The sequence below is a fragment of the Mycobacterium montefiorense genome, from assembly GCF_003112775.1.
GTDB lineage: Bacteria > Actinomycetota > Actinomycetes > Mycobacteriales > Mycobacteriaceae > Mycobacterium > Mycobacterium montefiorense.
Genome location: NZ_BFCH01000007.1, coordinates 161,593 through 175,499 on the forward strand (window position 1 = coordinate 161,593; position 13,907 = coordinate 175,499).

Below are 13,907 nucleotides of genomic sequence, written 5' to 3' on the forward strand. Positions count from 1 at the left end.
TCAGGCCATCAGCCGATTGGCGCACGTGATCAGCGCGCGCAGCGCCGACTGAATCGGATCTTCGGACAGACCCATTGCCCACTCGGCGCGGATGCCGTCGCTGCCGCAGATGAACGTTGCGGTGCATCCGTCAGAAGCCATCTGATGGAAATTCAGTGTTTCGATCGCGATTCCGCGCTCGTGCAACATTGCGGTGAGTGCGGCGATCGGCCCGCTGGCGGCAGCGGTCGAGGTGCTGATGCAATCGCCGATGGCGATCATCGCCCGGAAGTTGCGGGCTTGCGCACCGAGCCGCCCAGTGGGTCGCTCGATGTCCGCGCACTTCCAGTGCCCTATCCGTAGTGGGCCGGCGGCCTGGCCATAGCTGGCCAGGAAACTCTCCCAGGGCATCGCGCCGGCTTGTTCCCGCAGGCCGCGCGGCAAGGCGACCCCGAAGCGATCGCCGAACCACGCATTGGCGTCGCACGGGTGCGCCACCACACTGGCTGAGTCCAGCTCGCGAAGGGACTGAGGTCTGGAAAGGGGCTGCGTAAGAGGCATTGCGTCGGTCTTCTCTGGTCAACAGGAGCGACCGACGGTAGTAGCTTCCGACCCACAGCGGGGGGTCGGTCTGGATCAGACCCCGCTGCGGGTGCTGGCTACTACGGCACTCTGGAGAAGACGCACGAACGCGACAGTAGGCGCCGTCCGTCGAGAGTGCAACTTCATTTTCGCGACCGCTAGACGACGTTTGAAACAAATTCACCAAATTAGGTTTACCTTGGTTAAATAGTGGTTATCCCGTCGTCGCCTTAGCCTCAAGCGGCTACCCGCCCCCTCAGATGAAAGGCAACGGCAATGAAGTCGACAACCCTCGAGAAGGCGCGTGAAGCGGCGACAGTTGCGATAGGCCTGATCGAAATTCTGTTGGTGCCGACGAGATTGTCATCCGCGTGGGAGCGAATAGCAGCAGCAGAGAACTGATCGCCAAGTTCGTGCATTAACTTCATCGATTCAGACCGCCCGTCCTGCGGCGCAATTGCCCGAGTGCATTGCGCCAGTCCCGGTATGATCATACTCAATTGCATTGTGCCAGTGAGGATTTGATAAAGGCTGATCCCTACTGCGCGGCGCCAGTACAGACGTGACAGAACTCATTCTTTACCGCGTTATGCCAGTGCAGATATGACAAATCTTTATGTGTTGTGCCAGTGCAGATATGACAAAACTTTATTGCGTTGCGCCAGTACCGATGTGACAAAACACGGCTTTTAGCAGGCGCCATGAAAAACCTCAAAAAATCTGGTTTACACGTGTTTAACAGAGGGTATGCGCCCCGTCGCATTGGCCATCAACGGCTAGATTGTCCCCTCACTCGGAAAGGCACGACAATGAAGTCGAAACGCACCAGGAAAACCCTAAGAGCAGTGGCAGCAGCGACGGGTGTCGTCGCGGTGTTGCTAGTCCCGACGGGATGCTCCACAGCCGCCGGCGGCACGGGCTGCTCCACCATTTGCCTCTAGCCAAACGGGATAAGCGCCCGCTCGCTGCGGGATGGCCCCAGGTCCTCTCGACTCCGTGTCACCTCTTCGCACGCTCAACTCACCGGAATCCGGTCGGTGGCACACGCCGTTTTTTGTTATTCAACATGTGTTTAATCGTTTAGAAAGAAGACGATCATGAAGGCAAACAACACGAAGAAAGCTGTTAAAGCTGCTGCAGCTGCTGCGGGCGTGGCCGCGGTGTTGCTCTTGCCGGGCTGCTCAACAGCCGCGGGTGGCACCGGGGCACCCGTAGTGGGCGGCGTCGCCGTCCCGCCAATCTGCGTCGGGCCCCTCTGCATCTGACCGCCGCAGGAGAAGACGGCCTGCCGGGAACTTCGGTTCCTGGTGGGCCGCCTTCCTGTTCAACTGATCGGGCCGGCCGGAGAATCCAGCCGCAGATATGCCTGAATCGTCGTTCCGGTGCTGGCAGTGTGAGTACGCACCAGATCCGAGATGGCGTTGACCAGAAAAAGTCCCCGGCTGGCCGGTCCGGTCGGGCCGGGGTCCAGCCGTCCTACCAACGGATCATCGAGTCGTCCGCTGTCACGCGCCTCGCACACCAAATGGTCATCGTCGCGCCAGAACGCCAGCCGGCAAGCGCCGTCGGTGTACATCAAGCTGTTGGTGGCCAGCTCAGTGGCGACCAGTTGCAGATCTTCGATTCCGTCCTGTGACAGCCCAACCCACCCGGCGTAGTTGACGGCGAACGATCGAGCCGGCCGCAGGTCCGCGGATTTGCGAACCATGTACGTCACCGCGCCCGGATTGACGGGCAGTGGCCGATTGCACTGCGCCAGCACCTCATCCGGCGCGTACTCGTCGCTGTGTTGCAGCGAACCGGATTTCCACAACAGCGGATGCGTCATGCCGGCGCTTGCCAGCACGTCGTTGTCCAGCCGCTTCGCGTCGTAGAGACACAGCGCGGTCACCCGACGACCTTCAAACGCGCTATTGACCAGCGCCTCATGCTGCATGCAGGCCAAAGACTCGTCCGCGCTGCGCTCCGGCCAGAAAACTTGGCTGACAATCCGGGCCCGCCGGTTGGCGTTCTCCTCGACAAAGGAGCCTTCTAGCGCCAGAAGCCGGCTCGGGTTGCGGGCAGCCTCGGCGATGTCGACCAGCTGCAGTCCGGATGTCGTGCCCTCACCGCCGAGCGCGTCACGGAGCGAGGCCAAATATTCGCCGGGAACCGCGACGAGCACCGGCTCGTCCATCGCCAAACCTTCGAGCACGAAGGGCACCACTGCGTCCAGGTACTCCCGCTGCGAGTGGTAGAGGAGCGCGGAATGAACGAAGCCTTGATGCCCGCTCTCCGTGCCCCTGATCATTTCGGCACTCCCGCTTTCCATCATCACCAATGCCAACCCCCAGCCGGACCGGCTCTCCTGTACCTATCCCCGCGCCCCATTACCCCTCCCAATACCCCGCACGCGCGTTCCCTATGCAGGAAACTGATCACAAACCCGCCTCGGGTAGAAGGACGTTCGTCACAGCCACCAAGAGGCCGCGGCGTCGAGATGACGACGGACGCGATAGCGCGCCAAGCTGTCGTCGCCGGCCGTGATCGCGTCGAGAATCCGCAAATGCGCGTGCTCGACGGCGACGGCGTCATCCCGGGCCGGCGGCTCCTGTCCGGTGCTGGACCAATGCCGACGGAACAGCTCGACGATGATCCGCAGGAACAGGTCCAGCAGCGCGTTGCCGGCCAGCTGCGCCAGTCCGATATGGAACCGTGATTCCTCGAAGGTCGCCTGGCGCACGTCATCGGCGGTGTGCAGGGTGTGCTCGAGTGCGGACCGGTGGGCCTGCAGGAAAGCCGCCACCTCGGGGTCGGCCCGTCGCTTGACGACCTTAGCGACGTTGTCGATCTCGATGGCGTCCCGCACACAACGCAGGTCTTCGCGCCGCGGCTTCCGGAATTGTAGATACAGGGCGATCGTGTCGATGCTGGCTTGCGCATGGGGTTGTGTGACCACCAGCCCGCCGCCGGGTCCGCGTCGCATCTGCGCGACGGAGTGATATTCGAGTAGTCGCACCGCTTCGCGCAACACCGCACGGCTCACTCGATAGCGTTCCAACAAGGCACTCTCGGTGCCGAAGACCGACCCGATCCGCCAGCCGCCAGAACCGATCTCGTCGCCGATGGTGGCCGCGAGCACCTCCGCCAACTTGCCGCGCGGAACTTCCGTCTCGGGCGTCTCGCGTTTGCGTCCCTTCCGCGCTCTGCGGCGCCCCGGGTCGCCCTGGTGATGCTCTTGCAACCAGCCGGTCACCGTCGCGACGTGTCGCTCGGACAGCGACTTGGCCCGGCCGGGATCGCCGGCGGTGACCGCGGCAACGATTTCGGCGTGGTCGCTGTGCATATAGTCGAGCGCCTCGATGGCCTCACTTGCCGAGTCGGTTCGCGACCGCAGGGCGTATCGAGTGGTAAGCCTCATCAACACATCGATAAAGAGTTGCAGGACCGGGTTTTTCGACTGTTCGGCCAACGCGATGTGGAATTCGTCCCGGGGCGCCGGCAGTCCCGGCCGCCACTGTTCCTGTGCGCGCAACACCTCGCGTAACCGCTCGATGCCCGCTTCGTCGATCCGCTCCGCCGCAAGCGAGGCCGCCAGCGGCTCGAGCACCAGCCGTGCGTTGAGCAGATCAGCGAGCGTGGTGCCCAGGTATTCGAGATAGATGACGACCGCGCGAGTCGCGGGTCCCGCATCGGGCTGACTGATCAGCAACCCGCCGCCCGGCCCGCGGCGCATCCGGGCCACCTGATGGTGCTCGACGAGGCGAACGGCCTCCCGCAGCACCGAACGACTCACGCCGAAGCGTTCTTGTAGAGCGTGTTCTGAACCCAGCGACTCTCCGACGGGCCAGCCACGGCGAACGATGTCCGCCTCGATCTGACGGGCAATCGTCGCAGCCAGTTTCTTTGTCCCTCCCGCGGCCGGCGCGGGGCTTAGCTGAATCTCAATACTGCACTCCCACAAGCTGTCTCAACAGCTAAGCAGCATGCAACCCGCGACCGGACCCCCGCCCACGGAAACCACGCCGACCTCGGGACGCCGCGACACCTGTCGCTCCCCCGCTTCCCCGCGCAACTGCAGACACCCTTCGTGCAGTGCCCAGTAGCCGTGCATGCGCCCCGCCGACAGCTGGCCGCCGTAGGTGTTCAACGGCAGTTGCCCGTCGCGGGCGATCCGAGCGCCGCCCTCGACGAACGGGCCGGCTTCGCCGTCGCCACAAATCCCCAGGGCCTCCAGCCAGGCGATGGTGAGATAGGTGAAGCCGTCGTACAGCTCGGCAAGCGCGAGGTCGGCGGGTTTCAAGTCGGTGCGCGACCACATCTGCGCGGTCGCATCCGACATCGCCATCCTCGGGTAGTCGTCGCGGTGGAACCAGCCACCAGCGCCGTCCGACCCGCCGATCGCCTCCAACCGCACCGGCCGGTGCGGGCAATCGGGGCCGTACTCCGCGTTCGACACCACCACGGCGATCGAGCCGTCGATGGGCACGTCGCAGTCCAGCAGCCCGAACGGCGTCGAAACCAGCCGCGCCCCCAGGTAGTCGGCCATCGTCATCGGCTCGCGGTACACGGCAAGCGGATTCAGCGCGGCATTACGCCGGCCATTGAGTGCCAGCCAACCCAGCTGCTCCTTGGTGGTCCCGTACAGTTCCATATGACGACGGCAGTTCAGTGCCAACCAGTTCGCGGCGGAATATGCTTGGGCCGCAACCAGATCGTTGACGTCATCCATCGGGCCGACCGCGGGCCGCTTTGCGCCCTCGGGTGTTTCGAACATCCGCGCCAGCGGCGGGGCGGGCGCGTTCTCCTCCTGCTTGACGGGCACTGTGCCGCCGAGCATTTGGATGGTCCGGTACACCACCACATGCCGGGCGCGTCTCTCGGACACCGCACGACATGCCGACATCACCGGGCTCAGCAGCCCGCCGGTACCGAAGCCGCTGCCGCAGTCGGCCGCCTCGATCTGCAGTTCGGCATTGACCTCTTCGGCGGGGGTATCACCCAACGTCGCGATGCCGTCGATGTCGGCGGGCACCAAGCCGGCGTCGGCGATCGCGCCGCGCACCGCTTCCATCGTCAGCTCCCGCCCCGGGATTCCGGTCCGGCGGCCGATCCGGGAAATGCCGATACCGGACACAATCGCGTCTTTTTCGAAATACGTCATCTGCACCGCCAGTCAGAGGAGAACCCGTCGCAACCACTGGAATCAATAGAGTGTACTGTATTGCCCGTGTCAGCCGAGTCGACATCACCGCTGCTCATCGAGCATTGCGACGATTGCTCACGCTGGGTGCATCCCGCAACCGGCGAATGCCGGGAGTGCGGCGCCGCACTGGTGGCGCGCCCGATTTCGGGACAGGGCACGGTGTTCACCTTCACGGTCAACCACCATCCGTATAACCCGGAGATCCCCGTCCCTTATGTGATCGCCATCGTCGAGCTCGCCGAACAAAGCGGCCTGCGAGTGGCAGCCAATATCGTTGACTGCGAACCGGATTCGGTGACGTGCGGGATGCCGGTCAGCATCCGGCCCGAGCAGGGCGCCGGCGGTGCGCCATTGTTCGCACCGGCCTAGAGCTAATTGATCAGCGGGTCACGCGGCATGCCGAGGATGCGCTCGGCAATCTGGTTGCGGGTGACTTCCGAGGTACCACCGGCAATGGCCATGCCGCGCGCACCCATGATCAGCCGGCCCGGCGCGGCACCAGCGCCGTCGACCAGCGCCACCTCGGGCCCGGTCAGGGCGGCCATGATGGCGGCGCCCTCCACCATGTGGTCGGCCAGCTTCAGTTTGGTGACGTTGCCTTCGGGCCCCGGGCCCGCGCCTTCGACGCTGCGGGCGACCCGCCGCAGGTTGAGCAGCCGCAGCGCGGTTTCGTTGGCAAGGTAGGAGCCGACCCGAATATCCGCGCCCGCCAATCGATCTGCGTGCTGTCGGGCCAGTTCTACCAGCGCGGTCGCCAATCCCTCATAGAAAGATCCGCTACCACCGATGCTGACCCGCTCGTTGCCCAGCGTCGCCCGCGCGACCGTCCATCCCGAGTTCGGCGTCCCGACGACATCCTCGTCGGGAACGAACAGATCGTTGAAGAACACCTCGTTGAAGTCCGAGCCGCCGGTGATCTGCCGCAGCGGACGCACCTCGACTTCGGGCGCCTTCATATCGACGATCACCGTGGTGATGCCGGCATGCTTGGGCGCGTCGGGATCGGTGCGCACGGTGGCCAGGCCACGCGCACAGTAGTGGGCTCCACTGGTCCACACCTTTTGGCCGTTGATCTTCCAGCCGCCGTCGACCCGAGTGGCCTTGGTCTTGATGGATGCCGCATCCGACCCCGCCTCGGGTTCGGAGAACAGCTGGCACCAGATCTCGTCTTTGCGCAACGCCTTCTCGACGAATCTTTCGATCTGCCACTCGGTTCCGTGCTGGATCAGGGTCAGGATCACCCAGCCGGTGATGCCGTAGTCCGGGCGCTTGATGCCGGCCGCCTTGAACTCCTCCTCGATCACCAGCTGCTCCACCGCATCGGCGGCCAGCCCCCAGGGCTTGGGCCAGTGCGGCATCACGTAGCCGGTCGCGATCAGCTTGTCGCGTTGCGCCTGCTTGTCCAGACCGGCCAGCTCGGCGGCATCGGCCTGGATGCGCGTGCGCAGTTCCTCGGCCTCGGGCGGCAAGTCCAGGCTGTTTTCCCGGACAGCGCCCGCCGCGGTGCGATCGAAGACATCGCGCGCCGGCGTGTCACCTCCGAACAGTGCCGAGGTCACCAACGCCCGTCGCAAGTGCAGATGCGCGTCGTGCTCCCAGGTGAAGCCGATACCGCCGTGTACCTGAATGTTGAGTTCGGCATTGCGGGCATACGCCGGAAGTGCCAGCGCCGCAGCGACTGCGGCGACGAGACGGAACTGTTCCTCATCCTCTCCCGCTGCACGCGAGGCGTCCCATACCGCGGCCGTCGCCGACTCGACGGCGACAAGCATGTTCGCGCAATGGTGTTTCACCGCTTGGAATGTGGCGATGGTCCGGCCGAATTGCTGGCGCACCTTCGCGTAGTCGACGGCGGCATCGACGCAGTCCGACGATCCGCCCACCGCCTCGGCGGCCAGCAACGTTCGCGCCCGGGCCAGCGCCGTTTCCCGCGCCCCGGTAACGATGTCGTCGGAATCGACGCTGACGTTATCCAGGCGAACCCGTCCGGAACGCCGAGTTGGATCGAGGTTCTCGGGCACGTCGACCGACACACCGGCGCGGCCGCGGTCCAGCAGCAGAACGTCGTCGCCGGCCGCGATCAGCAGCAGCTCGGCGAGCCCGGCCCCCAATACGACTCCGGCCTCGCCGTTCGCAACGCCGTCTTTGACCTGCACGCTGCTGTCCAAGCCGATACCCGCGGTGACAGTGCCGTCGATCAGACCGGGTAGCAATCGCGACTTCTGTTCGGCTGTACCGTCTTTGGCGATTACCGCGGAGGTGATCACGGTCGGGACGAACGGACCCGGAGCGACCGCACGGCCAAGCTCTTCGATCACCACCACGAGTTCGGGCAACCCGTAGCCGGAGCCGCCGTGTTCCTCGTCGACGTGCAGTCCGAGCCAGCCGAGCTCGGCGATGTCGGACCAGAATGTCGGCCGACCCTCTTCGGGGCTGTCGAGCAGCGCACGCGCCGCCAAGCGCGCCTTCTGCGAAGTCAGGAAAGACCGAGCGACCTCGGCAAGCTCGCGATGGTCGTCGGTAAGTGCGATACCCATGGAGACCTCCTCGCGCCAGTACCCTCCCCGCACCGTCGTCGGGTGGTTGGCCACCCCGCTCCGAGGGGGAGCGGGGTGGCTGCCTAAAGAGTGTACTTATTGCGGACAGGCCCCTACCGGGGGTCTCTACTTGGGCGCGAAGCGCTGCCCGGCGTCCAGTCGCAGGCACTGGCCGTTGAGCATCGGGTTGTCGACGATGGCCGCCGCCAGCTTGGCGTACTCCTCCGGCCGGCCCATCCGCTTGGGGAAAGCCGCGTCGCGGGTCAGCGTCGCCGCCATCTCATCGGGAACCATCGATGTCAGGCCGGTGAGGAACAGGCTCGGGGCGATTGCCAGCACGCGGATGCCCATCGACCCCAAGTCACGAGCCATCGTCAGGCACATACCCGCGATCGCCGCCTTGGCAGCGGTGTAGGCGACCTGGCCGATCTGGCCCTCGAAGGCGGCAATCGAAGCGGTGTTGATGATGACGCCGCGCTCGTCGTCTTCGGACTCGTTCTTGGCCATGTGCGCGGCCGCCAGCCGGCTGATGTTGAAAGTCGCGATGAGGTTGAGATCGATCACGGATTGGAAGGATTCGAGATCGTGGGGGCCCGACTTGGTCAGCGTGCGCTTGGCGATTCCGCCGCCGGCGGTGGTGACGATGACGTGCAGCCCGCCGAGCTTGTCGACCGCAGTCTGCAAGGTCTGCTCGGTGCCGGTGAAGTCGGTGACGTCGACCGGGTAGAACGTGCCGCCGATGCCTTCGGCAACAGCTTTGCCGTCGGAGCCCTCGCGGTCGAAGATGGCGACATCCGCTCCGCGTTCGTGCAGCAGCTCGGCGGTGGCGCGACCCATCCCCGATGCGCCGCCGATGATGACGGCCTTCTTCCCGTTGATCTCCATCCGGACGTCTCCTTTTTGGGTTGTCAGATCCTGTGCAATCTGTAACGTTACGTAGGAACGCTAGCGTGTCCGTTCTGCACGGTTGTCACCGAGCCATGCCAAGCTGGCGACCGTGCTCCTTCTCGAGGTGGTAGCCACGTCGGTTGACGTCGGTGCCACGTCGTCACGGCTGACCAAGGTCGCGCGCATTGCCGACCTTCTCACGAAGGCCGCACCAGACCCGGAATTGGTCGCGATCGTCGTGTCGTGGCTCTCCGGTGAGCTGCCGCAGCGCCAGATCGGCGTGGGCTGGGCGTCGTTGCGGTCGCGACCGCCGGCGGCTTCGGAGCCAGAGCTCACGGTGACCGGTGTGCACGCCAGCTTCACCGAGATCGGCGGGCTCGCGGGCAAGGGGTCGCAGGCGCGCCGCGCCGCACTGCTCGCGACGCTGTTCGCCGCCGCAACCGAAGCCGAGCAGACGTTCCTGGTGCGGCTGCTCGGCGGCGAGCTGCGCCAGGGCGCGCTGGCCGGGATCATGGCCGACGCGGTGGCCAAGGCCGCCGACATCCCCACCACCGCGGTGCAGCGCGCGGCGATGCTGGGCGGCGACCTGCCCGCGGTCGCCGCGGCCGCCCTGTCCGGTGGAGCGGTGGCGGTGCAGGCATTCATGCTGCGGGTGGGCCAGCCCGTCGGCCCGATGCTGGCACAAACCGCGACCAGCGTGGCCGAAGCGCTCGAACGTCATGGCGGCACAACGATCTTCGAGGCAAAGCTGGACGGCGCGCGAGTGCAGATCCACCGCGCCGGGGACACAGTAAAGGTCTACACGCGAAGCCTGGACGACGTTACGGCCCGGCTGCCCGAGGTGGTGGAGGCAACGCTGGCGCTGCCCGTCAACGACCTCATCGCGGACGGCGAGGCGATCGCGTTACGGCCCGACAACCGGCCGCACCGCTTTCAGGTCACCGCCTCCCGCTTCGGCCGATCGGCCGACGTGACTGCAGCCCAAGCGGCGCAACCGCTTTCGGTGTTCTTCTTCGACATCTTGCACTGCTGCGGCGTCGACCTGCTGGACGCGCCGACCACCGAGCGGTTGACCGCCCTGGACGTGCTGGTGGGACCGCGGCACCGGGTCGATCGGTTGACCACGTCCGACCCCGGCGCCGCCGCGGCCTTCCTGAAGGCGACGCTGGCCGCCGGCCACGAGGGAGTGATGGCAAAGGCGCCAGGCTCCCCCTACCAGGCCGGGCGCCGCGGGGCGGGCTGGCTCAAGGTCAAGCCGGTCCACACGCTCGACCTCGTGGTGCTGGCCGTCGAATGGGGGTCGGGACGCCGGCGCGGCAAACTGTCCAACATTCACCTGGGCGCACGCGATCCGGTCACCGGCGAATTCATCATGGTGGGAAAGACTTTCAAGGGCATGACCGATGCCATGCTGGAATGGCAGACCGCGCGCTTCAGCGAACTGGCCGTCGAATCGACGGACGGCTATGTCGTGCAGTTGCGCCCCGAACAGGTCGTCGAAATCGCGCTCGACGGTGTGCAGAAGTCGACGCGCTACCCCGGCGGCCTGGCCCTGCGGTTTGCCAGGGTGGTGCGCTATCGCGATGACAAGAGTCCGGCCGAAGCGGACACCATCGACAACGTCCGTTCGCTGTACTAATTCACCCGAGCACTAAACCCCTCGTCGTCGTAGGGTTTGTCCGTGACTGTGCATGACAACGCTGTCAGCTACATCCGCACTGACGAGGACTTGCCGCCCGTCGCGATCATCGACCGCTCCCCGATCAGCGTCCGGCACAAGATCGTCTTCGGGATCATCGCGGTGCTCGGTGCGATTTCCTGGGCGATCATCGCGTTCGTGCGCGGCGAGACGGTGAACGCCGTCTGGTTGGTGGTCGCCGCGATCTGCACGTACATCATCGGGTTTCGTTTCTATGCCCGGCTGATCGAGATGAAGGTCGTCCGACCGCGCGACGACCACGCCACCCCGGCCGAAATTCTGGACGACGGCGCCGATTACGTGCCGACCGACCGGCGGGTGCTGTTCGGCCATCATTTCGCCGCGATCGCCGGCGCCGGGCCGCTGGTCGGTCCGGTGCTGGCCACCCAGATGGGCTATCTGCCCTGCAGCATCTGGATCATCTTCGGCGCGGTATTCGCCGGCGCCGTCCAGGACTACCTGGTGCTGTGGATCTCTACCCGGCGCCGCGGCCGTTCGCTGGGCCAGATGACCCGCGACGAGCTCGGTGCCGCCGGCGGCGCCGCCGCGATTGTCGGCGTCCTCGTGATCATGGTGATCATCATCGCGGTGCTGGCACTGGTGGTGGTCCGGGGCCTGGCCCAGAGTCCGTGGGGTGTGTTCTCGATCGCGATGACCATCCCGATTGCCATCTTCATGGGCTGCTATTTGCGGTTCCTGCGTCCCGGGCGGGTAGGAGAAGTTTCACTGATCGGTTTCGCGTTGCTGATGCTCGCCGTGGCGTCCGGCAATTGGGTCAGCGAAACCTCTTGGGGCACATCCTGGTTGAATCTGTCCGCGGTCACGGTCTCGTGGTTGATCATCATCTATGGCTTCGTGGCCTCGGTGCTGCCGGTGTGGTTGTTGCTGGCACCACGCGATTACCTGTCGACGTTCATGAAGGTCGGCGCCATCGCGTTGCTGGCGCTCGGCATCTTCATCGCGCGCCCATTCATCCAGGCGCCCGCCGTGTCACAGTTCGCCCACAACGGCGACGGCCCGGTGTTCCCCGGCTCGCTGTTCCCCTTTCTGTTCATCACGATCGCGTGCGGTGCGCTGTCCGGATTCCATGCGTTGATCTCGTCGGGGACGACCCCGAAGTTGCTGGAGAAGGAAAGCCAGATGCGCTTCATCGGCTACGGCGGCATGCTCACCGAGTCGTTCGTCGCCGTGATGGCATTGATCAGCGCGGCGATCCTCGACCAGCACGTGTATTTCGCGCTCAACGCGCCGGCCGCACAGACCGGCGGCACCGCGGCCACCGCCGCGCACTACGTCAACGGGCTCGGGTTGTCGGGTGCGCCGACGACGACCGACCAGCTCAACCAGGCCGCCGCGAGCGTCGGCGAGAAGTCGATCGTGTCGCGCACCGGCGGAGCCCCGACGCTCGCGGTAGGCATGTCCGAGGTGTTGAACCGGGCCTTCGGCGGCGCGGGCCTCAAGGCGTTCTGGTACCACTTCGCGATCATGTTCGAGGCGCTGTTCATCTTGACCGCCGTCGACGCGGGCACCCGGGTCGCGCGCTTCATGCTCTCCGACGCCCTGGGCAACCTGGGCGGTCCGCTGGCCAAGCTGCAAAATCCGAGCTGGCGTCCAGGCGTCTGGGGCTGCAGCCTTGCCGTGGTCGCGGCGTGGGGCGGCATCCTGCTGATGGGCGTGACCGATCCGCTCGGCGGCATCAACACGCTGTTCCCGCTGTTCGGTATCGCCAACCAGCTGCTCGCGGCGATCGCGCTGACCGTGATCACCGTGATCGTCGTCAAGAAGGGGCTGCTGAGGTGGGTGTGGATTCCGGGCGTCCCGCTGCTATGGGATCTGACGGTCACGCTGACCGCGTCGTGGCAGAAAATCTTCTCGGCGGATCCGGCCATCGGCTACTGGTCACAACATTTCCAGTATTCGGCCGCTAAACAGGCGGGCAAGACCACCTTCGGCTCGGCCAAGAATGCACACCAGCTCGATGAGGTCATCCGGAACACTTTCATTCAGGGCGCCCTGTCGATTCTTTTCGCGCTCGTGGTGATCATCGTGTTGGCTGCCGGAATTGCGGTCGCATTCAAGGCAATTCGTGGTGGCGGGAGGCCACTGACCGAGGATGACCCGATACCGTCGAAGATGTTCGCGCCCTCTGGCCTGCTGGCCACCGCCGCGGAGCGCGAAGTGCAACGGCAATGGGACGAGCCGCAGGCGGCACTGTCCGGCGAGCACCACGCCGGACAAGTCTAGAGTCCCGAATTTGGCTGCACCGCCCTAAGATTGTGCGGAATGAGAGTCGGTATCGACTTCGGCACCACCCACACTGTCGTCGCACTCGTCGACCGGGGTAACTACCCGGTCGTATCGTTCGACGGCGTCGATGCCTGGCCGTCGCTGATCGCCGCCAATGCGGCCGGGGAGCTGCGGTTCGGAGTGGACGCCGCCGCCGTCCGCCACGATCGCCACTGGTCGGTGCTGCGATCGATCAAACGTCTGCTCAACGACGCCGGACCGCAAACCGAGGTAACCCTGGCCGGCCGCAGCTATCGGTTGAGCGAACTTCTCGCCGGCTTTCTGGCGCAGCTGAAAAACGATCTTCTGCTGCGCTCGAATGGTTGTCTGACGCCGGGCGAAACCATCGAGGCAGCCATCAGCGTGCCCGCCAACGCCTCCAGCGCGCAGCGCCTGCTGACACTGGATGCCTTCGTGGCGGCCGGTTTTCACGTCGTCGCGCTGCTCAAACGAGCGGTCCGCCGCCAGCCTCGAATACGCCCATCGGTACCGCCCCACTATCACCGCCAAACGTGAGTACGTCCTCATTTACGACCTCGGCGGCGGCACCCTCGACGCGTCGCTGCTCAAGATGGCCGGACACTCGAACGAGGTGGTGATCAGCGAGGGCATCCAGCGCCTGGGTGGTGATGATTTCGACGACGCGATTCGCAAAACCGACTTCGCGACCGAACCAGATGTTTACGATATATTCCTGTGCCACAATATGATTCGCTGGCAGTCGGCTCCATCGGGAACTCAAGCATTTCCA

The 13,907-nt window shown here is 65.2% G+C and carries 9 protein-coding genes and 1 pseudogene; 4 read left to right on the forward strand and 6 right to left on the reverse strand.

Features of this window, described 5'->3' with window-relative positions; all coding sequences use genetic code 11:
• The 4 genes from DB708_RS04400 to DB708_RS04420 all read right to left on the reverse strand — a co-directional run bounded on the left by DB708_RS04400 (position 1) and on the right by DB708_RS04420 (position 5,704).
• Positions 1–480, reverse strand: a complete 480-nt coding sequence (locus DB708_RS04400) for a 2-isopropylmalate synthase (protein ID WP_409347554.1) — start codon at positions 478–480, stop codon at positions 1–3.
• Positions 481–1,885: 1,405 nt separating this feature from the next.
• A complete protein-coding gene (locus DB708_RS04410; RefSeq protein WP_108920740.1) occupies positions 1,886–2,875 on the reverse strand; it encodes a sensor histidine kinase in 990 nt (329 codons plus the stop codon).
• Between the two features lie 135 nt (positions 2,876–3,010).
• Positions 3,011–4,483 carry a FadR/GntR family transcriptional regulator gene (locus DB708_RS04415; RefSeq protein ID WP_108920984.1) on the reverse strand — a complete coding sequence of 491 codons (1,473 nt, stop codon included), beginning with the start codon at positions 4,481–4,483 and terminating at the stop codon, positions 3,011–3,013.
• Between the two features lie 27 nt (positions 4,484–4,510).
• The gene (locus DB708_RS04420; protein ID WP_108920741.1) at positions 4,511–5,704 is read right to left on the reverse strand and encodes a thiolase family protein; all 1,194 of its coding nucleotides are present in this window, start codon (positions 5,702–5,704) and stop codon (positions 4,511–4,513) included.
• Positions 5,705–5,770: 66 nt separating this feature from the next.
• Between DB708_RS04420 and DB708_RS04425 the strand changes: the two genes are divergently transcribed.
• Positions 5,771–6,115, forward strand: coding sequence for a Zn-ribbon domain-containing OB-fold protein (locus DB708_RS04425; RefSeq protein ID WP_108920742.1), 345 nt, complete (start codon positions 5,771–5,773; stop codon positions 6,113–6,115).
• 2 nt (positions 6,116–6,117) lie between these two features.
• Here DB708_RS04425 and DB708_RS04430 read toward each other — a convergent pair whose 3' ends face one another.
• Both DB708_RS04430 and DB708_RS04435 read right to left on the reverse strand, forming a co-directional pair.
• Entirely contained in the window at positions 6,118–8,283 is a 2,166-nt protein-coding gene (locus DB708_RS04430) for an acyl-CoA dehydrogenase (RefSeq protein ID WP_108920743.1), read from the reverse strand.
• Positions 8,284–8,409: 126 nt separating this feature from the next.
• Positions 8,410–9,168, reverse strand: coding sequence for an SDR family NAD(P)-dependent oxidoreductase (locus tag DB708_RS04435; protein WP_108920744.1), 759 nt, complete (start codon positions 9,166–9,168; stop codon positions 8,410–8,412).
• Between the two features lie 112 nt (positions 9,169–9,280).
• Between DB708_RS04435 and DB708_RS04440 the strand changes: the two genes are divergently transcribed.
• From DB708_RS04440 to DB708_RS04450, 3 genes and pseudogenes are all read left to right on the forward strand, one after another.
• Positions 9,281–10,810 (forward strand): ATP-dependent DNA ligase, encoded by a 1,530-nt coding sequence (locus DB708_RS04440; RefSeq protein WP_108920745.1) that lies wholly within the window; start codon positions 9,281–9,283, stop codon positions 10,808–10,810.
• A gap of 36 nt (positions 10,811–10,846) precedes the next feature.
• Complete coding sequence (locus DB708_RS04445) at positions 10,847–13,114, forward strand: carbon starvation CstA family protein (protein WP_108920746.1); 2,268 nt, start codon at positions 10,847–10,849, stop codon at positions 13,112–13,114.
• 39 nt (positions 13,115–13,153) lie between these two features.
• A pseudogene (locus DB708_RS04450) lies at positions 13,154–13,805 on the forward strand (Hsp70 family protein); the annotation flags it as partial.
• Positions 13,806–13,907: the final 102 nt, after the last annotated feature.